Genomic DNA, 21,460 nt, shown 5'->3' with positions numbered 1-21,460 from the left:
TTGCAAGTTGTGTGCCAACTAGAATTCGCTACAAATTTGGCTATTGTTTCCTAAAGCCTTCGCAAGTTTGCATTTTTTCGCAATACTGCAAATCGAATTTGCGAAACTTCACAAAAAAATACACACTTTATAAGTGTGCCCTAATGGTTAACCTGATTACCTTTCATTGTTGATTCTGCTATTTCAATTTGTACTTGGCAATTTTCCTATATAAACTAGCAACATGAATTTTCAGCTTTTGAGCTGCTAAAGAACGATCCCCTTCCGAATCTTTTAATGCTCGCTGAATGGCTGATTTTTCAGCATTACCTACAACTTCATCCAACGTACCGGACATAGAATTATCCATAGCTGAGGGAACCTCCAATATGAAATTAGGTGTAAAATATATAGAATCCAGAGTTAGAGTCCCTCCATCCACGATATTCATTCCGCGTTCGATTATCGCTTTGATTTCACGGATGTTACCAGGCCAATCATATTGGATAAGCCAATCTTGGAGTTTAGGATCAATTTCTTTCACATTGGAGCCTAACTTGTTATTGAAATACTCGACGAAATGATATGCCAGAGGAAGAATATCTTCGTGCCGCTCCCTTAAGGAAGGAATTTTCAATTCAAAAACATAAAGTCGATAATATAAATCTTGGCGGAATTTTCCTTCTTGAATAAGGGTTCTTAAATCCCTGTTCGTCGCCGCAATAATACGTATATCAACATTTTTAGTCCCCGTCCCGCCTAGTCTTTCCACTTCTCTTTCCTGTAAAACTCGTAATAGCTTACCTTGAGCCTGATAAGGCAATTCTGAAATCTCATCTAAAAACAACGTACCATTTTGGGCTAATTCTATTTTTCCAGGCTTACCTTCTTTTTTCGCCCCGCTAAAAGCGCCAGCCTCATAACCAAAAATCTCCGATTCAAATAATTCATCTGGAATCGCGGCACAATTTACCGGCACAAAAGGCTGTGCTTTTCTTGTACTCAAACTATGGATCGCTTGGGCAAAAAGTTCCTTTCCCGTTCCCGTTTCCCCTGTAAGCAGTACGGTTGAACTGCTAGTAGCTATTCTGGCGGCCAGCTCTTTTACTCTCTCTATCTCCTCACTCTTTCCAACAATCTCTTCGAAGCTATATCGACTTTGTAACAAGGAATTTTTCTTGGCTTTATTCTTCTCCAAAGAGTTGGCAAAATACACTAAATCACTGTATTCCAGTTCATCTTGTCGGATGATTATGGTATAAAGGGTACCAGCTTCTCGTCGAACTACCCTTATGAAACAAGAGTGTCCGCTGATCACACCAGAAAATACATGTTTGTGAGCAAGACCTTTCAAAGAAAGGGTGGAAGAAGTGTGAATGACCCTCGTTATGGACTCTCCTATCAAATCAGTCGGCATAATCATGAAATATTCATAAAAGTCAGCAGTGGCGCCTATAACTCTTCCATTTTCATCAACTTCAATCGATCCCCAATTCCTTAACACGTTTTTGACATTTTCCATTTACATCACCTAATATCTTGATTACTTAAAACAAAAATTACAACTTGCCCCTTAATGACTTCAATTCCTTCCTGATTAAAACAAGTCACCTTTTGCGTAACCCAATCTCTATTCAAATTAATATCAATGATCTCCAGTTCAGCTGAAATCATATCGCCTAAATGTACTGGATGATAAAAGACCAATTCCTTTTGTAAAAGTATACAGGCACTACCAGGGAGTTTTTCACTGATCACTTGAGTGATAAGGCCTTCCGTTAACAAACCAGGTACAACCGGCTTGCTGAAATTACTTTTCCATGCTTCTTTATTCACTTGATAAATCGGACTGTAATCTTTTGTTAGTTCATTACATAATTTTACGTCAGATTCATTAAATGTGCGTTGCAAACTAGCAACCTGGCCGATGAACAAATCTGTGATTGTTAAACTCATAACATCGCTCCTTTATTTTTCTGAATATTCAATTTTAATATAATACTAACTATACATAACTTTCCAAGCAAATACTATAAAATGGGAGTTCATATGTTGTTTTACTCGTGAATTTGGATGGTTTACTCGTGAGTTTGGATGGGTTACTCGTGAATTCGGCGGGTTTACTCGCGAGTTTCGCCGGTTTACTCGTGAGTTTAGCTGTTTTTCTCGTGAGTTTAGGTGGTTTACTCATGAATTCTGCGGGTTTACTCACGAGTTTCGCCGGTTTACTCGTGAATTTAGCTGTTTTACTCGCAAGTTTCGCCGGTTTACTCGTGAATTTGGCGGGTTTACTCGCGAGTTTCGCCGGTTTACTCGTGAATTTAGCTGTTTTACTCGCAAGTTTCGCCGGTTTACTCGTGAATTTGGCGGGTTTACTCGCGAGTTTCGCCGGTTTACTCGTGAATTTAGCTGTTTTACTCGCAAGTTTCGCCGGTTTACTCGTGAATTTAGCTGTTTTACTCGCGAGTTTCGCCGGTTTACTCGTGAATTTAGCTGTTTTACTCGCGAGTTTCGCCGGTTTACTCGTGAATTTAGCTGTTTTACTCGGGATTTTAATGCCCATAAGAATCCCCCTTTTTTTACGAGTTGTTTAGCAGACCCCATTTTCCCTTGATAGAAAGTAAGCGCTTCCAAATCTTCGAAATGTAATTCTTGGATTTCACCTATGAACAAAATATGATCACCAGCATCATACTCTTTCCATGGTTTGCATTCCATCCAGGCAACACTTCCATTTATTTTTGGCGAAATCCCCTTGTTATCCCAGTCAATTTCAAGTGTTTCCTGTTTGCTGCCCGCAAATTGCCATGCAATGGATTCTTGTTCATCCGACAAAATATTAATGGTAAATGATCTATCTTTAATGCTATTGCAAGCTTTTGCTTCTTTATGAATTGACACTAAAGCAAGCGGGGGATCCAATGAAACCGAGGTGAATGAATTCACAGTAATGCCCTTTTGAACTTCCCATCAAACCAGCTCACGATCGTAACTCCGGTTGGGAATTTACCAAAGCAATTTCTTAACTCTCGCCCATCCATCTTTTCACCTCCTGCTCTTTTATTATGAATTCATTATAGTAAAAGGTAAAATTTAAAAAAATGTGATAATTTCATAATATGAAATTACGTAAAATTTTAAATAGTCTTTTAATACTTTTTTCATTGATGGGAATTCTTACGATTGGTATTTTTTCAATATTTTATTGGATATCGTATAAAGGAACACCCCGAAGAAAAGACTTTCATTACCGCATTATCAAAAATCAGTGTTAAACTATCCATGAACATTCATATTTCCAGCTTAGTTAATCAGTATGGTGTATTCTTGACTCAAATAAATGAAAGTGGTGAGGGAAGTTTCAATTTTGCGTTCCATTCGAAAGATCTATCAATTTTTTGTGGATATACCTTTAAAAAAAGGAGTGGTTTTGAATAACCACTACAAGGTAACGTCTGTAATAGGAACAGGTAGCTACGGCATTGTTTATCTTTGCAATGATTTGAAAACGAATGAAAATATAGTGATCAAACAGCTCCGGACAAGTAAACGCCGCAGCAAAAAAGAGCTTGAACAGTTTGAGAGTGAAATCTCCATATTACGAATGTTAAACCACAAAAACATGCCCAAATTTCACGAGAAATTTTCACAAGACGGAAATGTTTATTTTGTGATGGATTTCATTGAAGGGGATAATTTAGAAGATCATATTTTCTTGAATCATATAACGTTCACTGAGAAAGAGTCTCTACTTTTTCTTGATGACCTGGTGGGGTTAGTATCTTTTCTACACAACCATGACATTTTCCATCAAGATTTACGTATACCAAATATTTTACTTAAAGACCATCATCCCATCTTGATAGACTTTGGTTTGTCTAAACGGGCCGTTTCGGCCAATCTCGCAAAAGAATCCATTTTGGAGATGAAAAGGCAGGATTTTTACGATTTGGGGGAAATACTCTTATATGTACTTTATACGACGTACGCTTCCAAAAGTAAAAAGGCTCTTCCTTGGACAGAAGAGCTTTCGTTAGAAAAAGAAACCGTGCATATACTGAAAAGGTTATTAAGCATCCAAGAACCTTATTCAGATATTAAAGAACTCTCAATGGACCTGCATGCTGCTTTAGAGTCTAAGAATTTCAATTAGCTGCTACTGCCTCGTCCTTTTCTTTTGTAGCGGTCACTTCCACCCATGGGAGATCGTTTATACCCTCTGCTGCTACTGCTGCTGCCTCGGCGATAATGACCATGTCTTCGCTCACTGCTGCCTTGGGAAAGTTGTTTGATTTTTTTCATTATTTTCTTCAACATATCTTTCACCTCTTTTATATTGATTTTAAAGCTTGTTATTCATTAGCCTAACATAGTCACAGTATAAACCTTATTAATAAGTACTATAAATTTTTTTCATTCGGGTTAATTCCATTACTGCCTTACTTTTCTGGTGGAGTGAGATTATTTTCATTGTTGGTGAAATGATAATGCCCTTACTGCCATCCATTTAAAATGACATTATTAAAAAGAATCGATAAACCGAATTGTATATTGGACCACTTCTCCTTAAGTGGACTAATTAGGTATGCCTTGCTGTTTCATCTTGAACGAAGGCTTTACATAAATGGAATATATCAAAACAATCATTGACCAAATCGAATTTCCAATAAAAGGCTGTTGATTGTGTGATAATAATAAAGTCAAACTAATCATTCCGAACAGGGCTGAATATCCAATCATCATCCAAAATCCCCACATTTCCAACCTCATATATCCGTAGATCATCACGATGGATATAAGCGCCACTAATACTCGAATCAAGCGTTCTGGTACATCAGCTAATCCAAATCTTGTCATCAACCCTATTTGATTGGCATTAGGATCATAGAAAACTGATGTAAACAGTAAAATGCTCGCACCGAAAATATAAAAATAACCAATTAAAGAAACTCCTAATGGCCTTTTCATAACTATATCCCGCCTCATAAAAAAAATAACAGATCGTTATTTACCTTTTCCATTTCAGTGGATTCTTGGTAACTCAAGAATAGCATAAGACGGGTTAATTGAAAATAATCTACCGTTTTACGAATCGCCCTGCTCAAGAACGAGTATCAGGCAGTAAATAAAAAAACCTGGCGAAAATTTCATCGCCAGGTTTTTCTTCATTGATTTCTATTTTACAGCTTCTTTTAATTCCTTACCTGCTTTAAAAGCGGGTACTTTACTAGCTGCAATTTGGATTTCTTCGCCAGTTTGCGGGTTTCTTCCTGTACGAGCTGCACGGTCACGCACTTCAAATGTACCGAAACCAACTAATTGGATTTTTTCTTCTTTAGCAAGAGTAGCCGTGATTGTTTCAAACAATGCATCCACTACTTTTTTTGCGTCGTCTTTTGTCAGTTCAGCTTGTGCTGCCACACTACTCACTAATTCTGTTTTATTCATATGAACACCTCATCCTTTTATATTCTTTAAAGTATGTAGAGAAGACAACATAACATATCTTATATGCGTCTGTCACTTAATATGGCTAAATAAAAGGAAGTGTAACCCTATACTGATGTGTTTTTTAGTCATTTTTTAAGGATGGGGGCTTTGATTAACTCATAATTTGATTCTGTCGGACCATTTTTCAACTTTCTGTAGTTTCCAGCTGCAGCCATTGATAAATGGTATCCATATCAATGTTTTCTTCCAAATGGGAAGCCAAGAGATTATACGCTTCCTCCCTACGCTCCGAGTCGCTTTGAACGTTTTCATTCACTTCATCCAACCCCTTGTTCCGCCGAATTTGGTTAACTAGTAATCTAGTGAACAAGCGATTATGGAAAATCCCATGAAGGTATGTTCCCATTACCTTGTTGTCAGTGGATATGGCTCCATCCTCTCTTCCATCCTTCAATAAAAGAAAGGGCTTTACTTGTGACTTCAATGTCGTTCTGCCTAAATGTATTTCGAAACCGTTAAGATTCATTTGACCTTCCATTATCCCAGCAGAAAGTACACCTTCCATTTGTACTGTTTTCTTTTCTGCTTGAAATACGGTTTCCACCGGAAGAAGCGAAAGCCCTTCTGCGTTCTCACCGTTACCTTCTACAGCGTCAGGATCGAAAAGTTTAGTCCCAAGCATTTGAAAACCGCCGCATATACCAAAGATCATCGCCCCTTGTTCACGCAGATCATTAATGGCTCCATCCAACCCCACATGTTTCATCCACTCTAAATCTTCCATCGTGTTTTTTGTACCCGGCAAAATAAGAAGGTCAGGATTACCTAACTCATTGACACTGCTAACTAGCCGGACACCTACTCCAGGTTCATCAAAAAAAGGATCCACATCTGTAAAATTGGAAATCCGCGGAAATCTCAAGACGGCTACATCAATCGGAAACTCAGCCTTTTTAGGTTTTTTAAAACGTAAGGAAGAGAGTGCAAGCGAATCTTCCGCTTCAATATTCACATCTAAATAGGGAAGCACCCCGAGAACCGGAATCCCGGTTTCCTTTTCCAACCATTCAATGCCATCGTCCAACAGTTCTCGCATGCCACGAAATTTATTGATGATGATCCCCTTTACACAATCGCGTTCATCTTTATCCAATAAGGCAAGCGTCCCGATTATGGACGCAAATACTCCACCACGATCAATATCGGCCACTAAAATGACAGCCGCATCCGCGAGTTTGGCCATTCGCATATTCGCAATATCCCGGTCCTTAAGGTTAATTTCAGCCGGACTTCCTGCACCTTCGAGTACGATGATGTCATATTCATCTTGAAGCTTTTCAACCGATTTACGGATGATGGGCATGGCTTCTTGGACAAATTGATTCCGATAGCTTTTTGCATTCATATCAAGAAAATGCTTGCCGTGCACGATGACTTCCGAAACCATATCCTGCTTCGGTTTCAGTAATATCGGATTCATATCCGTTGTTGCCGTGATCCGCGCTGCCTCCGCCTGTACTCCTTGAGCCCTTCCGATTTCACCGCCATCCAAGGTTACAAAAGAATTCAAAGCCATGTTTTGTGATTTGAATGGGACAACACGTAATCCTTTATTGGAAAATACCCGGCAAAATGCCGTACAAATCAAACTTTTCCCTACATCGGATGACGTCCCTTGTATCATGATGGATCGTGCCTTCATTCCGCTCACCCCCTAAAACTCTAATCCTTTGACAGCGCCGATACCCTCGTCATAATAATGCTTGGTCGCCTCAATGGATGAAACCAAATCCGCCATTTCCATAATCTCTTGCTTGGCATCCCTACCGGTAATGACTAAATGCATATGAGCGGGACGATTATGAATCGCATCGATGATTTCAGTCAGTGGCAAGACATCTTCTATCGGGAATTTGGAGATGGCTAACGCATTGTTCAACTCATCCAGAACAAGTAAATCAATGTCAGGATCACCAAGGGCCTGTTTCGCCTTTTCCCAAGCTAACTGTAATGCGCTGCGATGCTCTTCTGGTGTTTTGGTCCATGTAAAACCAATACCTAGCTGTTCCATTTCAACTCCTAATTTCTTTAAAGCCAATGCTTCCCCATATGTACGCTCTGGAGATTTTATGAACTGAAGGAATTTGACATTCATTCCTCTGCCGATCGCCCTTAAAGTCACCCCTAATGAGGCAGTCGTCTTCCCTTTCCCATTTCCCGTATAAATAAGGAATAATCCTCTGCGTGCCACTCACTCACCTACCTTCATAGCCATACTGTTTTCTCTATGTATGAAGTCCTTTTAGTAGCAGGAGCTGGTTGATCGGCTTTAGGGTACCCGACAAAAATGGTGCCGATCACTTTTTTATTTTCCGGTGAACCGATGAATCCGTGCAGGCGTTCATCCCTGACAAGACCCACTCCCCTAGTGCGCCAAACGAATCCAAGACCAAGTTCTTTTGCGGCAAGCCACATCGAATGGACGGCACAACAAGAAGCAAAAACATTGTCTTCGGATGAATCCGGATCGTCAGGCAATATATCGGAAGTCACGACAATGATAAGCGGTGTCGTCTTTACGACTTCCAGTGAACTATCAATCAATTTTGGTTTGGTCGGGAAGCGTTCATGTAAATACTTTTCTGCCAATCTTTCATAACGTTGCTTCGCTTCTCCCTTGATCACATAAAAACTCCAAGGTTCACGTAAACGGTCATTAGGGGCATAGGTAGCTGCTTCCAATAACTGCCTGATTTTTTGGTCTTCCACTTCTTTTTCTTCGTAATTCCTTATTGCCCTGCGTTCCTTCAATTCTTGAATGATGGACATTTCGACTCATTCCCTTCAAAAGTGGACTCTGATTCAATCACTCTTTCAAACCATTGGATTTTCTCCCTTAATTGGACGACATCGCCTACTAGAAAGATTGACGGATTTTGAATTTCCTCTTTTATAGCCAGCAAAGAAATCGAACTCAAAGTACCTGTAATCGTCCTCTGTTTATCTGTCGTACCCCATTCGATGACAGCCACTGGCGTTTTACCGTCCCTGCCATGCTCCATCAATTTTTCACAGATAAACGGCATATTACCTATTCCCATATAAAAAGCGATGGTATCGATGCCTTGGGCCAATGCCTGCCAATTCAGGTTATCCTGCCCCTTGTAATCACGGCCATGTCCTGTCACAATGGCATAACTTGAGGCATGTTCACGGTGGGTAACCGGGATGCCCGCATAAGCCGGAGCTGCGATTCCCGCTGTGATTCCTGGGACGATATCATATTCAATTCCGTTAGCAGCCAGTATCTCTGCTTCCTCACCGCCCCGACCAAAGACAAATGGATCTCCACCTTTTAGACGGGTGACGTTTTTCCCCTGTAATGCTTTTTCCACTAAAAGTTCATGTATTTCATTTTGAATGAGATGATGTTTCCCTGGTGATTTTCCGCAATATACCAATTCTGCATTTTCTTTAGCATAGGTTAATAGTTCTGGATTGACAAGCCTGTCATATGCAATGACATCCGCCTTTTGGATACATTCCAGCCCATATACCGTAATCAGTTTCGGATCTCCGGGACCCGCACCGACCAGATGTACTTTTCCCGGTTTCATGCTCGCGCCTCCTCTTAATCTTCAAAAAATACCTTTTCCATGTTGATGGTTTCTTGTGTGAATCTGTTTTTTTGTTTTAAGCAAGCATTGATCCAGTTCTTTGCCAATATTGGATTGGAAGCAAAGTGAAAGTGTGTATACCCTGCAACAAGGTTACCTAATACACACCCCTCTTGTTTGGAACCGAATCTGCCTTTGGCTTCGTAAGCATGTGTAAGATCATCATCCGCTTCAAATGTCGAGTAGTGGAATTCATGACCTTTTGCCTGTTCAGTTTCATTGATCAAAAAATTGCTTGAAGTTCCTGTAATTTCACGATACCCAAGTGCCGCAAGTTTTTTCTGCATTTTAATCCTGCCTGGTATCATTCCTGCCATCTGATGCGTTTCTCCTGAAGTTGTTTCAATCGATTTGCTCAAAAACATGAAACCCCCACATTCCGCCAGGGTCGGCATCCCCTTTTCAATGGAGGTTCTGATGGATCTGATAGCACCCACGTTCCCGGAAAGTTCATCTGCAAATTCCTCAGGAAAACCGCCTCCAAGGTATAAGCCATCAGCATCCATTGGAACTTCTTCCCCTTTTAATGGAGAAAAATACTTGATGTTCGCCCCATATGCTTCAAGCAACTCAAGATTTTCCTGATAATAGAAATTGAAGGCTGCATCTTTTGCGACGGCAATGCACACCTCCTTTTCATTTTGGGGTTGAAATATATTTGAGTTTCCACTGGAAACGGCCCTTGTCTTTGACAAACGGTATAACTGATCGATATCGATCGTTTCCATGACCAATTGTGCAAGCTTATCGAAAAACGGGTTAAGTTCACCGCGTTCAATCGCAGGAATCAAGCCCAAATGACGGCTAGGAATATCAATATCCATTTCCCGTTTCATATATCCCAGCACCGGTACATCGCATTCTTGCTCAATGGCTGATTTGACGATTTTGTAATGGCCTACACTTCCTACTTGATTGGCAATGACCCCAATGATGTTCGGACCGGTCGAAAAGTCCTGAAATCCTTTTACAATGGCAGCCGCGCTCCGTGCCATGCTGGCACAGTTGACTACCAACAGGACAGGGCTTTGCGTGATGACGCTGATTTCAGCGGTCGATCCTGTATTGGATAAAGGACTTTTGCCATCGAAAAAGCCCATGACTCCTTCAATGATCGATATATCAGCTCCAGTAGCTGCTTTGTTAAGAATTTCCTTGACGGTGTCATGTTCGAACATCCAACTGTCAAGATTACGTGAAATTCGTCCTGTAACTGCAGTATGATAGGTTGGATCAATATAGTCAGGACCACATTTGAACCCTTGAACCGTATAGCCTTTCTTCTGGAGGGCTGCCATGATTCCGATGGTCAATGTCGTTTTTCCGACACCGCTTCCGGTACCTGCAATTACCAATCTTCTATCGTTCATATAGGTTTCTGCCTCCTTAAAAAGGAATGATCCCAACTGATATGGTTACGTTCCCCGATTTTTTTTTAACCAGTTCCAATTGTTCGGCTTTCGTATAAATCCTGACAGCCGGTTCACTCACACCATATGCACCTGTATATTTAAATACTGTATCGGATGGCGCTTCGATCTGAGCTTGATTAAGCTCTTCCGGTTCATAATAAACAAATTCCCAGCCATATTTTTTAACAACTTCAATTAAGCCAATTTCGTCTTTCTTTAAGGAAATGGTACAGATCGCTTTAACGCTTTTTAAGGAAAACGATAATTCCGCTAGTGTTTCTTCAATCACCTGCTCAATTTCGGCAGCCGCTGTTCCTCTATTGCACCCGATACCGAGAGCAATGACTTGAGGGCGGTAGACGATCCCATTTTCCAAGATTTTCTTTTCCGGCTGGCTAAGCATGCGGTGAGTCACGACCAGGGCTGCTTGTGGCTTTGCTTGAAGCGCTTCTTCAATAGACGGGTATACGATTATCCGTTCAGGTAATGCCGTTTCATACGACCACCAGTTCCGTTCACCTGACTCCTGTACAACGGCAACATGCTCTTCATTTACAACGGACGCACTTACTGGCGTCAATTTTTCTGCAGAATCCCAAACCCAGCCAAAACGCTGGCCGAATAAGTCGACAGGAATCGTTTTTTGTACATCCGAAGCCGTAGTGATTATAGCTTTTGCGTCAAGGGCAGCAGCAACTTCCTTAGTCAGTTCATTTGCTCCCCCAAGATGCCCTGACAGTACACTGATGACATTTTCCCCTTTGTCATCAATGACAACCACACCTGGATCCGTTTTCTTATCCTTCAAAATTGGTGCAATCATCCGCACGACTGCACCGAGTGAAATAATTAAAATGATTCCTTTATATTCCTTGAATAAAGCTGGTAAAAGCATACGGACACTTCCCGAAAAAAGCTGGATCTGTTTATGCTCTTCGTCCCCTTTTTCAAATTTGCTCATGTAATAAAGATCGGAATTCGAAAAAACGGTATGTAATTTTCGTGCCAGCTCGACACCATGCTTTGTAATCGCAACGATCGCATAAGTATGTGACCGTTTAATGGGAGCAAGTTCCTCTTCCTTCAATTCAATGATCATGGCTTAACACCTTTTCTGAAACCGTGGGTAAAACTCGCATCATATAGTTTGGAACGGTATTCATCTTTATCATGGATATTAGGGTCTAACGCCCATCCAGCCAAAATCATTGCATGCTTGCGGATACCATTTTTACGCATATCATCATCTAAATTCACTAAAGTGGTACGGACGATTTTTTGGTCCGGCCATGTTGCCCGTTGAATGACTGCGACCGGAGTATCATCCTGCCAACCGGCTGCCTGGAGTTCTTTAACGATTTTTTTAGTCAAGGTCGCACTCAAGAAGAGGGCAATCGTACAGTGATGACTAGCCAAATCACGTAACTTCTCAAATTCCGGAACAGGCGTACGCCCTTCAGCCCTCGTCAATATGAGTGTCTGGGTTAAATCCGGGATAGTCAGCTCTGCTCCTATTGCCGCTGCCGAGGCGAACACCGAACTTACGCCAGGGATCACCTCATAACCAATACCTTCTTTCTTCAATAGGACAATTTGTTCCATGATTGCGCCGTACATGGCAGGATCCCCTGTATGGATCCTGGCAACCAGCTTTCCTTCTTTAACCCGATCAACCATAATGCCAACAATTTCTTCCAAATGCATTCCAGCCGTTTTTAGCACCTCGGCATCCGGTTTTGCCTTAGCAATCAATTCCTCATTCACTAACGAATCCGTATATAAAATCACATCCGCCGTTTGAAGAATGTTCAATCCTTTTACAGTAATCAAATCCGGATCTCCTGGGCCAGCGCCTACAATAAATATCTTCATTTTCTCACCACCATCAATGTTAAGTATTCTAGTTCAAGTCCTTCCAATTCACTCACTTTCCAAATCACTTCTTCATCGGATGTGACTTTGGTAACGACCGAGGCCTTTTCAAGCAAGTCTAAATCTTTTAAAACAGTAATCATTAAATCGATGACTTTTGCCACTTTAATGAACACCACGGCATCATGATCTTCAATTGCCTTCTTCATCGCTTCATAATCATCCCTTGCCGGAACAATCGCGACATGATCATCACCATCTGCCAAAGCGATGCCCAACCTTGACGCCGATCCATTAAACGAAGAAATACCCGGGACTGTCTTGATTTCGACTTCGGGATGCAGCTCCTGCATCAATTTCATCATATGTATGAACGTACTATATAAAAGAGGATCACCTTCCGTAACGAAAGCGACATCTTTTCCTTCGTATAACTTTTGCCAAACCTTTTCAACCGTTCCGTTCCATTCCCGATCCAAAATCGCTTGATCTTTCGTCATCGGAAAAACAAGGCCCAGCATATCCTTCTCTTCAGGACGGATGTAAACTTCAACGATACGGTGGGCGTAGCTTTTACTGCCTTTTCTTTTTTTTGGATATGCAATGACCGGAGATTCCTGAATCACGCGAAATGCCTTTACTGTAATAAGCTCTGGATCGCCTGGGCCAACGCCAAGGCCATATAATGTACCAAGATTACTCATTCATGTCTTCCTTTCTTTGTGCAGTAATGATATAAACCGGATTAAGTGGTACAAATCTGTTCATTCCCAATATTGGCTTACTTCGGGAAATTTGCGCATGCATGATGGAAGTGTGAAAACCAGCTTCCGCAAATGCCTCATTAGCCCGGTAAAGATTCTCAATCGTTGCAGCATTTAGAACGATCCTGCCGCCCTCTTTAAGCCGTTTACAGCAAGTATTGATTAAATCTACCATTTCGCCGCCGGTCCCCCCAATGAAGATCGCATCAGGATCTGGAAAAGTTTCCAATCCTTGCGGAGCTTTACCATGAATGGCTGTTATATCGGTACGGAATTTACGTTGGTTTTGATAACAGTTTTCTAAGTCAGGCTCATTTTTTTCAATTGCGAAGATTTGTCCTTCGGATGCAAACTTAGCCGCTTCAATTGCCATTGACCCCGTACACGTCCCAACATCCCAAACTATGCTGTTTTTTCTGAGCTTCAGCGCATGCAGGCTTAATACTCTAATTTCCTTTTTGGTTATGAGTCCTTTATCCGGCTTACGTTGCGAAAATTCTTCATCTTCTATCCCTAAAGTCCAACTTGGACCTTCAGATTTTCTTTTTAAAATGACGACATTCAACGGGGAAAATTCCCGCTCCATCATTTCCTCAAGTTCATACCAACCTGAGTTTTCAGTTTCTCCTTGAAGATTTTCAGCCACGAATGCCCGATATTCAGTCATTCCGAATGAAAGGAGATATTTAGCCAGTTGGTTGGGAGTATTTTCGACGTCAGTAAGCAAGGCAACTTTCGCTTTCCCATCAATCCTTTGGGCCAGCCCTTTCATACTGCGGCCATGAACACTAACTAGAAAAGCATCTTGCCAGCTTTCACCCATTTTTGCAAAAGCAAGCTGAATGGAACTGAAATATGGGTAAACCTCCATGTTGATTTTGCTGGAAAGATAGCCTCCCATTCCATAAAACAATGGGTCACCGGAAGCCAAGACAACAGTTGGACGAGTTTCATCCTGCAGTTGTTCTACCACTTTTTTCAAACCGCCCTTTATGACAATCTTCTTGCCGGAATAGTTAGGAAAGAAGGATAAGACCCTCTCACCCCCGACCAGCACTTCACTTTCTTCTATCCATTGGGCATATTGAGGCAGTAAGCTTTCCTGACCGTTATCCCCTATCCCGATTAATTTCATCGATTGACTCAATTCCAACAGCCCTTCCCAGTAATTGTCCTTTCAACGAATAAATCGCCGTTTCCATTTCAATGCCACCCTTCACTTGCTTTATAGCAGAGTGACAGCAGGATTCACATAGTTTATTAAAAAAATCAAAATTATTGATCGCTGACATCATATCCCCGACTTGTGACGCTGTATTTGCATTCTTGATTTCAAGAACAAGATCATCTTCAGCTCCGACGCTTTGGGCTATTTCCGATAGAAAACCGAAGTCGACCGGAGCGCTTTTTGAATGCACCATCATCACACCTTGGGCAACTTTAGAAAATTTCCCCATCATACCAATCAGTGATACCTTTTTAATTCCCTGCCTTTTACATTGCTTAAGTGAGAAGCCTACAAAATCACCCATTTCAATAAAGGCTTCCTCAGGTAAATCCTGAAGAAGGCCCATTGCATACTTTTCACTACGCCCGCCAGTGGTTAAGACAAGATGCTCACACCCACTCGCCTTGGCGACACTGATAGCCTGGACGATACTTGCCATATAGGCGGAACTGGAAAAAGGGACGACGGTGCCCCTTGTTCCCAAAATGGAAATGCCTCCCACAATCCCAAGGCGGCCATTTAATGTTTTTTTAGCTATTTCTTCACCTGCAGGCACGGAGATAACGACTTTCACTCCTCTATTAATCTTAAATTCTTCCAAGGTTTGTTGCACAGTGGTTAATATCATTTTGCGCGGTACAGGATTAATGGCCGCTTCCCCTACAGGAACGGGAAGCCCGGGTTTGGTCACTCGCCCCACACCAATCCCTCCATCCAAGATGATTCCTGGTGCATCCGACCAGCTGACAGTAGAAATGATATGTGCCAAATGGGTGGCATCTGGATCATCTCCGGCATCTTTAATCGTTTCTGCACTAACCGAATTTTCCGATATATCATATCTCTCAATGGTGAAAGTGGCATCACGGCCGATAGGCAAGGAGATCGTAGCCTCCTCAAGGGCATCCCCCGTGATCAAAGCGGTCAATGCCGCTTTAGTCACGGCTGTCGAACATGCCCCCGTCGTATACCCATGGCGCATTTGTGAGGGATCTTTTTTTACTTTCTTTTCCATGTTTATTAACTATCAGCTAAAAGGGAAATTGCGTTCAATGCTGCAACCGTGACAGTACTTCCACCTTTTCGGCCAATATTCGTAATGAATGGCACTTCTGTGATCTTAGCCAGTTCCTCTTTCGATTCCGCTGCAGAAACGAACCCAACAGGCATTCCAATAATTAAGTCCGGCTTTGCAATCCCTTCTTTAATAAGGCGAATGAGCTCAAGTAAAGCTGTAGGTGCATTGCCAATGGCATAAATGCCCCCTTCATTTTCCTTTACGGCTTTTTGCATCGAAATGATCGCTCTTGTCGTATTCAAACGTTTTGCTTCGACCATCACATCTGGATCTGAAATGTAGCAATGAACGTCCCCGCCGTGTTTTTGAAATCTTTTTTTGCCTGTACCGCTCTCGATCATTTGCACATCCGCAATGACATGTCTACCTTTGCGAATGGCTTCCACACCAGCTTGAATGGCATTTGGATGGACGATGACACTTCTTCCCAATTCAAAATCAGCTGAAGCATGAATGACCCGGCGGACGATCTTCCATTCATCCTCAGAAAAATCATGATCGCCCATTTCTTCAGCTATCATTGAAAAACTATAATCATATATTTTGTCTGGATCTACCGTTAGTGGTTTGAAATCCGTTTTAAAGTCCATCTTGCATTCCTCCTATTATTTATTCAACTGATTATTCAACTCGGCAATGACATGATCAAAACTGGAATGAACATTTTGATAGTCAACATCTGGCCTTGATATCATAATCGTCTCTATTCCACATTCCAACGCGGCTTCCAATTTCTCATCAACCGCACCGACCTTGCCACTTTCTTTCGTTATCATCAATGTGACGCCATACTGTTTATATAGGGCTTTATTTAATTCTTTGGAAAATGGACCTTGAATCGCAACGATATTTTTTTGTTCAATGCCTAGCTGCGCACATTTTTCCATATTATCCATGCGTGGCAGCATTCTTGCTATGACTCTGGTATTCTCGAGTCCTACCAATTCTTTTGCGAACACCGCTAGGGTTTTACTTCCGGTCGTGAGCATGATGACTCCCCGTTTTGCAGCAGCCAGCTTGGAAGCTTCCTCATAATCACGGACAACTATCAATTTGTCATTCTGAAACCGTTGGCTTTCACGCTCATAACGAATATAAGGAACATTTGCTGCCTTTGCTCCGTTAAGAGCGTTTTTGGATGCTTCTTCCGCAAATGGGTGACTTGCATCAACTACAGCCTGAAAACCTTTTTCAGAGATTAAAGAGGTCATATCCTCTGCAGTTAATCGGCCAATCCGGGTGGATATCCCTGCATCTTGCAAACTCTTCGCCGCCGACTCGGTTACAACAGTTGCCAAAACCTTGAATCCCACCTGCTGCATCTCAATCGCTAATTCCCGCGCATCACTTGTACCCGCCAAGAACAAAATCATTTTGACGTACCCACCTCTTGCCCATCGTGCTGATGGTCGTGGTCATGATGGTCGTGGTCATGATGGTCATGGTCGTGGTCGTGATGGTGATGATGGTGGGCATGTCCATGTTCCTCGACATATTTTCGATAGTTTTCCAAATCACGTGCCCCACTTGATCTGCCTTCACTAGCTTCAATTACTCGTTCTTGCAGAATGTTCTGTAAGGTTGGATGATACCCAAAATACTTCGCCAAAATAAATTCCCGATCAAGATATTGCTCTTGATAGCCTTTCAGCATATCCTCCATTCTTTCCATTAACACCCCCGTGAAGAGGAAATATGGCAGCATCACTATTTTTTTTGCCCCCAACCGGATGCATCGTTCAATGCCTTCATCAACATGCGGGTCCGTTACACCCATGAACGCTGTTTCGACCCATTTAACGTTTAATTTTTCCCATAACAATCGGGAAATTTTATATATATCACTATTTGCATCAGCATCACTGCCTCCTCGGCCAATTAGCAATATTGCTGTCTCAGCCTGTTCCGAGGATGTATCGAAGCCGGCTTCCTCAAGTCGGTCTGTCAGGATCGTCAATACATCATGGTGGACCCCGATCGTTTGACCATATGTGAATTTCACTTCTGGATATTTGGTTTTCCCATCCTCTATTTCAGCTGGGATATGTAATTTCGAATGTCCTGCATGCAACAAAATGATCGGTATGACGATAACTTCCGTAGCCCCTCGTTTTACACAATTATCAATGCCTTTTGATATACTCGGTGTCGCAAATTCCAGGAAGCACGTTTCTACCAAAAAACTGTCATCCATTGCCGGAATCATATTTTTAATAAAATGAACGACTTCTTCGTTTCCCGAAGCCAGGCGGCTTCCGTGTCCTACAAACAAAACTGCTTTCATTTACTTTCCCCCTCTTGATTAGTCTTCACAAGGCGCAGGCTCTATGTTTATTTTGGGAGCAATGTCCTGATAAGAAAAATTCTGTATCTTTTTTGAACGTTTGAAGTATTTAAAAAGCCGCTCATTTGGATGGGCATTTTGCTTATACTCCCCGACAATGTCCGTAATCAATTCAACAAGCCGTTCCGGTTCAATGCCTTCAGCTACCGGCTGACCTGGATGGGCCGTTCTTCCAACCGGTTTAGCTCCAAGAAATAAGTCGAACTTCCCTTTTCGGAAAACAATCCCGATGTCATCCATCACGGCACTATAACAAGCCATTCCACACCCATTAAATCCGATGTTCAGTTCCTTAGGCATTTTCATTCCGCCAAGCACCCGGTGTATTTCATCCGCATATGGTATGGATTCCGCTTTTTCACCATCACAGAAATCACAGGCTTTTAATGTCAGTACATCTCCAATCGGCGATAATAGAAAGTTTGCTGATTGCAATTTCCCCGTAATGACTTCCGGGTCCGTTGTCGGGATCTTTAAAACGATCTTATGATTTGGCGTGTATTCCATCGTTCCCTTTTCCCCGACAACTTCCGCAAGTGTCATCATTTGTTTGGGAGTGAATTGTTTATTCGCCACACCTGGACTTACGGCAAGTTCGAATACCGACTCCATTTTTTGCTGGACAATCGGCTTAATGGATTGCTGAACGGTTTGACCCTTCACTCTTGACAAGGCTTCCATTGCCATTTCAAAAGAAGCGGACTTCTTTTCTGGTGCTTTTGTAAGTAATCCAACTCCTCCAGCAGGCTCGTTTAAGGTTTCTTGCATGGAATCGGCTTCTTGATCTAATGCCCACGGTTCTGCTTCTTTTTGCAGACGCTGATGCGGCTTCAATGTTTGCTTTTCCGAATTCAATGTATATTTCCTCTGATAACCTCTTGGTGTGATGATTTTGTCATCGTATAAGAAGGTGGATGAATTACCGATAATGACGGTGGTCAACATTCCAATATCGTGATTCAACATATCTTTCAAATTGGTTATGACAATATCCTGCCGATCGCGATAAGCACTTTTCACCAACCCGACTGGTGTATCTGGCGAACGGTAGCGAAGGAGAATTTTCTGTGTTTCAACAATTTGCCTAGTCCGCCTGCCGCTGCGCGGATTATAAAGCGCAATGACAAAATCAGCCATTGCAGCTGCTTCCACCCTTTTAGCGATTAGGTCCCAAGGAGTTAAATGATCACTGAGGCTGATCGTACACGAATCGTGCATGACTGGTGCCCCAAGTAAAGACGCACAAGAGTTGATTGCAGAAATACCAGGAATGACTTCAATGCCCACTCCAGTTTCTTCTTTCCAACCTTTTTCAATCAATACTTCATAAACCAACCCTGCCATCCCGTACACTCCGGCATCCCCACTGGAAATGACAGCCACTTTTTTTCCCAACTCCGCTTGTTTTACTGCTTCCTGAGCACGTGATACCTCTTCAGTCATCCCCGTACTAATGATCGTTTGATCTGTAAGCAGTCCCTGAATGAGTTCAACATAAGTTTTATAACCAATGATGTAGTCACTTTCTTGAAGGGCTTCGACAGCACGTTTGGTAATGTGTTCAAAATTCCCTGGTCCAAAGCCCACGACGAATAATTTACCGTTTGTACTCATTAAGACATCTCCTTTTACGATTTGTTCTTTGAAATACCCGTATGAGCAGGAAAATCCGGATTAGGCGTCATTTCCCCATCACTGAATTGGTAGATCATCTGTGGAACATATTCACCATCTTCGATATTGCTGACAATCTCCCGACCGAAATCAGGCGTATCCACTCTATACCATTTCCCTTGGGGATAGGCAATCACAACGCAGGCATCCTTACATCTTCCGTTACAGCGTGTCCTGGTTGTATGAATTTTCAAATCCAGTCCCTTTGAAGTAATTTCATCGCGAATCGCTTGAGTTACTTCTTCCCCGCCCTTTTTCATGCAACTGCTTCCATTGCAAATCAACAAATGCGTATTTGTACCCTTCAAGTTCCAAGTAGTCATCTTCTTCCTCCTGAGTTCAGGGAAAAGGCAAAATAAAAAACCTTAACATAAGAGTCAAGGTTTAAAAAACTATATGAATGAGGAGCCCTCCGCAAATATGCTGAATCTCCCAAAATCGTCATAGTCCTTCTACCTTTCCCTCCGAAAAGTATCATACAATTTCAAAAGCAGGTTTCCTGGCTTACGCTTCATTTTACTTTGTCCCTTCCCGGCTTTAAGCCAGTGGTTATCGACAAATTCATCAGCGTTTACAGTAGCGGGGGCTGCATCGGATTTTCACCGATTTCCCTATTATCCCTTGCATATTCACACAAGAGCACTTTTAAAATGAAATATTTGGTTTTATTATACAATTATAGCTAACCTTATCTATCATATAACAACTTTAGCAAAATTCAATAGTTTATTCCGACTGTTTAGAAAAGTTTAATAGTGTAAATCCAGCCATAAGCCTTTCCTCTCTGCAATCTTAGTCAAAAAAAAAAAAAAAGAGAGTGTAGCTGGAATTATTTCTTTATGGTACACTATACGAGAATTTTCGAAATAATTACATAAGTTTTATGGTGTTGAATTTCTCGGAATTCAGCTTAAAAGGGAAGCCGGTGAAAGTCCGGAGCGGTCCCGCCACTGTAAAGGGAAGTCCTATTACGTTAACATTAATCCACTGTCAAATGAGATGGGAAGGATGTAACGGGACAATGAACCTAAGCCAGGAGACCTGCCATGAAGCGTGAAACTGTTTCAGCCTACGAGGATGGGTGTGCGGATCAGGCAGAATGGCCCATATTGGTTTATGCTGCAAAATTCCTGTTCATTACGCACTTCTTTCTTTTGAGAGAAGTGCTTTTTATGTTGGGCGCCGCTTTTCTTCTAAAGTTTTGGCAGAAAAATTAAAGGTGTTGAAAGGAGAAAGAATGAAAAGAGTCAATTGGAAAATTCTTTATTTTGTCATTTTACTGCTTCTTGTCCCAAAACGTGCGATGGCCATGCATATCATGGAGGGCTTTTTACCAATTGAATGGGCCATATTTTGGTGGGCCGTGACCCTTCCATTTCTAATCTTGGGTTACCGGTCCATTAGGTCCAAAGTAAGGGAAAACCCAGAAACAAAAATGATGCTCGGTCTATCGGGTGCATTCGTATTCATATTATCTGCCTTGAAGATTCCTTCCGTTACGGGAAGTTCTTCACACCCTACCGGAGTTGGTTTAGGTTCCATATTATTCGGGCCATTGGCCATGAGTGTCGTAGGCTCCATCGTTCTATTATTTCAAGCTGTTCTACTGGCTCACGGAGGATTGACGACATTAGGGGCCAATGCATTTTCCATGGCTGTATGCGGACCTTTCATTGCTTACTTTGTCTTCAAGGGCGCAACTAAATTGGGATGGTCTTTTTCGCTGGCCGTTTTCTTGGCAGCTGCTTTTGGCGATTTAGGAACCTATGTGGTAACTTCCGTTCAACTTGCACTTGCTTTTCCATCCGAGGTAGGTGGATTCAAGGCCTCATTCAATAAATTTGCTGGAATATTTGCCCTGACCCAAATTCCCTTGGCAATCAGCGAGGGATTATTGACAGTGGTTGTGATGAATTTCCTAAAAAAATACAATCTAGGCGAATTGAAATTGCTGCGAGTTTTATCTAAGGAGGCACGTTAA

The 21,460-nt window shown here is 41.9% G+C and carries 24 protein-coding genes, 1 pseudogene and 2 riboswitches; of the genes and pseudogenes, 4 read left to right on the top strand and 21 right to left on the bottom strand.

The window, feature by feature from the left end; all coding sequences use genetic code 11:
• Positions 1–178: 178 nt before the first annotated feature.
• The gene (locus ACDZ29_RS21825; RefSeq protein ID WP_289324836.1) at positions 179–1,501 is read right to left on the bottom strand and encodes a sigma-54-dependent Fis family transcriptional regulator; all 1,323 of its coding nucleotides are present in this window, start codon (positions 1,499–1,501) and stop codon (positions 179–181) included.
• Positions 1,502–1,506: 5 nt separating this feature from the next.
• The gene (locus ACDZ29_RS21820) at positions 1,507–1,935 is read right to left on the bottom strand and encodes a MaoC/PaaZ C-terminal domain-containing protein (protein ID WP_375088639.1); all 429 of its coding nucleotides are present in this window, start codon (positions 1,933–1,935) and stop codon (positions 1,507–1,509) included.
• A gap of 107 nt (positions 1,936–2,042) precedes the next feature.
• Here ACDZ29_RS21820 and ACDZ29_RS21815 point away from each other — a divergent pair, with 107 nt between their 5' ends.
• Complete coding sequence (locus ACDZ29_RS21815; protein WP_375091237.1) at positions 2,043–2,573, top strand: hypothetical protein; 531 nt, start codon at positions 2,043–2,045, stop codon at positions 2,571–2,573.
• 61 nt (positions 2,574–2,634) lie between these two features.
• Here the strand turns inward: ACDZ29_RS21815 and ACDZ29_RS21810 are convergent.
• A pseudogene (locus tag ACDZ29_RS21810) lies at positions 2,635–2,880 on the bottom strand (flavin reductase family protein); the annotation flags it as partial.
• 439 nt (positions 2,881–3,319) lie between these two features.
• Here ACDZ29_RS21810 and ACDZ29_RS21805 point away from each other — a divergent pair.
• The gene (locus ACDZ29_RS21805) at positions 3,320–4,132 is read left to right on the top strand and encodes a protein kinase (RefSeq protein WP_375088638.1); all 813 of its coding nucleotides are present in this window, start codon (positions 3,320–3,322) and stop codon (positions 4,130–4,132) included.
• On the opposite strand, the gene ACDZ29_RS21800 is transcribed toward ACDZ29_RS21805, so the two are convergent.
• From ACDZ29_RS21800 to ACDZ29_RS21715, 18 genes are all read right to left on the bottom strand, one after another.
• Positions 4,125–4,247 (bottom strand): hypothetical protein, encoded by a 123-nt coding sequence (locus ACDZ29_RS21800; RefSeq protein ID WP_289324830.1) that lies wholly within the window; start codon positions 4,245–4,247, stop codon positions 4,125–4,127. The genes ACDZ29_RS21805 and ACDZ29_RS21800 overlap by 8 nt on opposite strands.
• 307 nt (positions 4,248–4,554) lie before the next feature.
• Positions 4,555–4,947, bottom strand: coding sequence for a hypothetical protein (locus ACDZ29_RS21795; RefSeq protein ID WP_370014805.1), 393 nt, complete (start codon positions 4,945–4,947; stop codon positions 4,555–4,557).
• 207 nt (positions 4,948–5,154) lie between these two features.
• Positions 5,155–5,427, bottom strand: a complete 273-nt coding sequence (locus tag ACDZ29_RS21790) for an HU family DNA-binding protein (protein WP_063233522.1) — start codon at positions 5,425–5,427, stop codon at positions 5,155–5,157.
• Positions 5,428–5,614: 187 nt separating this feature from the next.
• On the bottom strand, positions 5,615–7,132 hold the full coding sequence (locus ACDZ29_RS21785; protein WP_375088637.1) for a cobyric acid synthase: 1,518 nt from the start codon (positions 7,130–7,132) through the stop codon (positions 5,615–5,617).
• Between the two features lie 12 nt (positions 7,133–7,144).
• Positions 7,145–7,681, bottom strand: a complete 537-nt coding sequence (locus tag ACDZ29_RS21780) for a cob(I)yrinic acid a,c-diamide adenosyltransferase (protein ID WP_370014803.1) — start codon at positions 7,679–7,681, stop codon at positions 7,145–7,147.
• 14 nt (positions 7,682–7,695) lie between these two features.
• Complete coding sequence (locus ACDZ29_RS21775; protein ID WP_289335526.1) at positions 7,696–8,259, bottom strand: nitroreductase; 564 nt, start codon at positions 8,257–8,259, stop codon at positions 7,696–7,698.
• Complete coding sequence (cobA, locus tag ACDZ29_RS21770; RefSeq protein ID WP_375088636.1) at positions 8,238–9,047, bottom strand: uroporphyrinogen-III C-methyltransferase; 810 nt, start codon at positions 9,045–9,047, stop codon at positions 8,238–8,240. Before cobA ends, ACDZ29_RS21775 begins: the two co-directional genes overlap by 22 nt.
• Before the next feature lie 14 nt (positions 9,048–9,061).
• The gene (locus tag ACDZ29_RS21765; RefSeq protein WP_370014801.1) at positions 9,062–10,477 is read right to left on the bottom strand and encodes a cobyrinate a,c-diamide synthase; all 1,416 of its coding nucleotides are present in this window, start codon (positions 10,475–10,477) and stop codon (positions 9,062–9,064) included.
• Between the two features lie 16 nt (positions 10,478–10,493).
• Entirely contained in the window at positions 10,494–11,618 is a 1,125-nt protein-coding gene (locus ACDZ29_RS21760) for a cobalt-precorrin 5A hydrolase (protein ID WP_370014800.1), read from the bottom strand.
• Positions 11,615–12,391, bottom strand: a complete 777-nt coding sequence (gene cobM / locus ACDZ29_RS21755; RefSeq protein WP_289324822.1) for a precorrin-4 C(11)-methyltransferase — start codon at positions 12,389–12,391, stop codon at positions 11,615–11,617. Before cobM ends, ACDZ29_RS21760 begins: the two co-directional genes overlap by 4 nt.
• A complete protein-coding gene (cobI, locus tag ACDZ29_RS21750) occupies positions 12,388–13,095 on the bottom strand; it encodes a precorrin-2 C(20)-methyltransferase (RefSeq protein ID WP_289316648.1) in 708 nt (235 codons plus the stop codon). Before cobI ends, cobM begins: the two co-directional genes overlap by 4 nt.
• Positions 13,088–14,290: a precorrin-6y C5,15-methyltransferase (decarboxylating) subunit CbiE gene (gene cbiE / locus ACDZ29_RS21745; RefSeq protein ID WP_375088635.1), complete on the bottom strand. Its 1,203-nt coding sequence runs from the start codon at positions 14,288–14,290 to the stop codon at positions 13,088–13,090. The genes cobI and cbiE overlap by 8 nt, the downstream gene beginning before the upstream one ends.
• Positions 14,265–15,398 (bottom strand): cobalt-precorrin-5B (C(1))-methyltransferase, encoded by a 1,134-nt coding sequence (locus ACDZ29_RS21740; protein ID WP_289335531.1) that lies wholly within the window; start codon positions 15,396–15,398, stop codon positions 14,265–14,267. The genes cbiE and ACDZ29_RS21740 overlap by 26 nt, the downstream gene beginning before the upstream one ends.
• Before the next feature lie 5 nt (positions 15,399–15,403).
• Entirely contained in the window at positions 15,404–16,051 is a 648-nt protein-coding gene (locus ACDZ29_RS21735) for a precorrin-8X methylmutase (protein ID WP_230156409.1), read from the bottom strand.
• 15 nt (positions 16,052–16,066) lie between these two features.
• Positions 16,067–16,834 carry a precorrin-6A reductase gene (gene cobK, locus ACDZ29_RS21730; RefSeq protein ID WP_289324818.1) on the bottom strand — a complete coding sequence of 256 codons (768 nt, stop codon included), beginning with the start codon at positions 16,832–16,834 and terminating at the stop codon, positions 16,067–16,069.
• On the bottom strand, positions 16,831–17,745 hold the full coding sequence (locus ACDZ29_RS21725) for a sirohydrochlorin chelatase (RefSeq protein ID WP_375088634.1): 915 nt from the start codon (positions 17,743–17,745) through the stop codon (positions 16,831–16,833). Before ACDZ29_RS21725 ends, cobK begins: the two co-directional genes overlap by 4 nt.
• Before the next feature lie 18 nt (positions 17,746–17,763).
• On the bottom strand, positions 17,764–19,419 hold the full coding sequence (cobJ, locus tag ACDZ29_RS21720; protein ID WP_375088633.1) for a precorrin-3B C(17)-methyltransferase: 1,656 nt from the start codon (positions 19,417–19,419) through the stop codon (positions 17,764–17,766).
• A gap of 14 nt (positions 19,420–19,433) precedes the next feature.
• Positions 19,434–19,802 carry a ferredoxin gene (locus ACDZ29_RS21715; RefSeq protein ID WP_289316654.1) on the bottom strand — a complete coding sequence of 123 codons (369 nt, stop codon included), beginning with the start codon at positions 19,800–19,802 and terminating at the stop codon, positions 19,434–19,436.
• A 148-nt stretch (positions 19,803–19,950) separates the two neighbouring features.
• Positions 19,951–20,141: riboswitch (cobalamin riboswitch) on the bottom strand.
• 205 nt (positions 20,142–20,346) lie between these two features.
• A riboswitch (cobalamin riboswitch) is annotated at positions 20,347–20,543 on the top strand.
• On the opposite strand from ACDZ29_RS21715, the gene ACDZ29_RS21710 reads away from it, so the two are divergent.
• Both ACDZ29_RS21710 and ACDZ29_RS21705 read left to right on the top strand, forming a co-directional pair.
• Positions 20,526–20,696, top strand: coding sequence for a hypothetical protein (locus ACDZ29_RS21710; protein WP_289324815.1), 171 nt, complete (start codon positions 20,526–20,528; stop codon positions 20,694–20,696). Its footprint overlaps the riboswitch before it by 18 nt.
• Positions 20,697–20,716: 20 nt before the next feature.
• A complete protein-coding gene (locus ACDZ29_RS21705) occupies positions 20,717–21,460 on the top strand; it encodes an energy-coupling factor ABC transporter permease (RefSeq protein ID WP_375091196.1) in 744 nt (247 codons plus the stop codon).

The sequence above is a fragment of the Peribacillus sp. RS7 genome, from assembly GCF_041956845.1.
Classification (GTDB): domain Bacteria; phylum Bacillota; class Bacilli; order Bacillales; family DSM-1321; genus Peribacillus.
This window is presented reverse-complemented; position numbering and strand designations above follow the sequence as displayed.

Bases quoted from the DNA above. Each gene is read 5' to 3' on its own strand.
- cobK (WP_289324818.1), bottom strand. From the start codon at position 16,834: ATGATTTTGTTCTTGGCGGGTACAAGTGATGCGCGGGAATTAGCGATT.
- ACDZ29_RS21760 (WP_370014800.1), bottom strand. From the start codon at position 11,618: ATGATCATTGAATTGAAGGAAGAGGAACTTGCTCCCATTAAACGGTCA.
- ACDZ29_RS21715 (WP_289316654.1), bottom strand. From the start codon at position 19,802: ATGACTACTTGGAACTTGAAGGGTACAAATACGCATTTGTTGATTTGC.
- cobI (WP_289316648.1), bottom strand. From the start codon at position 13,095: ATGAGTAATCTTGGTACATTATATGGCCTTGGCGTTGGCCCAGGCGAT.
- ACDZ29_RS21775 (WP_289335526.1), bottom strand. From the start codon at position 8,259: ATGTCCATCATTCAAGAATTGAAGGAACGCAGGGCAATAAGGAATTAC.
- cobM (WP_289324822.1), bottom strand. From the start codon at position 12,391: ATGAAGATATTTATTGTAGGCGCTGGCCCAGGAGATCCGGATTTGATT.
- cobA (WP_375088636.1), bottom strand. From the start codon at position 9,047: ATGAAACCGGGAAAAGTACATCTGGTCGGTGCGGGTCCCGGAGATCCG.
- ACDZ29_RS21825 (WP_289324836.1), bottom strand. From the start codon at position 1,501: ATGGAAAATGTCAAAAACGTGTTAAGGAATTGGGGATCGATTGAAGTT.
- ACDZ29_RS21705 (WP_375091196.1), top strand. From the start codon at position 20,717: ATGAAAAGAGTCAATTGGAAAATTCTTTATTTTGTCATTTTACTGCTT.
- ACDZ29_RS21820 (WP_375088639.1), bottom strand. From the start codon at position 1,935: ATGAGTTTAACAATCACAGATTTGTTCATCGGCCAGGTTGCTAGTTTG.
- cobJ (WP_375088633.1), bottom strand. From the start codon at position 19,419: ATGAGTACAAACGGTAAATTATTCGTCGTGGGCTTTGGACCAGGGAAT.
- ACDZ29_RS21725 (WP_375088634.1), bottom strand. From the start codon at position 17,745: ATGAAAGCAGTTTTGTTTGTAGGACACGGAAGCCGCCTGGCTTCGGGA.
- ACDZ29_RS21765 (WP_370014801.1), bottom strand. From the start codon at position 10,477: ATGAACGATAGAAGATTGGTAATTGCAGGTACCGGAAGCGGTGTCGGA.
- ACDZ29_RS21790 (WP_063233522.1), bottom strand. From the start codon at position 5,427: ATGAATAAAACAGAATTAGTGAGTAGTGTGGCAGCACAAGCTGAACTG.
- cbiE (WP_375088635.1), bottom strand. From the start codon at position 14,290: ATGAAATTAATCGGGATAGGGGATAACGGTCAGGAAAGCTTACTGCCT.
- ACDZ29_RS21710 (WP_289324815.1), top strand. From the start codon at position 20,526: ATGAAGCGTGAAACTGTTTCAGCCTACGAGGATGGGTGTGCGGATCAG.
- ACDZ29_RS21795 (WP_370014805.1), bottom strand. From the start codon at position 4,947: ATGAAAAGGCCATTAGGAGTTTCTTTAATTGGTTATTTTTATATTTTC.
- ACDZ29_RS21785 (WP_375088637.1), bottom strand. From the start codon at position 7,132: ATGAAGGCACGATCCATCATGATACAAGGGACGTCATCCGATGTAGGG.
- ACDZ29_RS21740 (WP_289335531.1), bottom strand. From the start codon at position 15,398: ATGGAAAAGAAAGTAAAAAAAGATCCCTCACAAATGCGCCATGGGTAT.
- ACDZ29_RS21805 (WP_375088638.1), top strand. From the start codon at position 3,320: ATGAAAGTGGTGAGGGAAGTTTCAATTTTGCGTTCCATTCGAAAGATC.
- ACDZ29_RS21735 (WP_230156409.1), bottom strand. From the start codon at position 16,051: ATGGACTTTAAAACGGATTTCAAACCACTAACGGTAGATCCAGACAAA.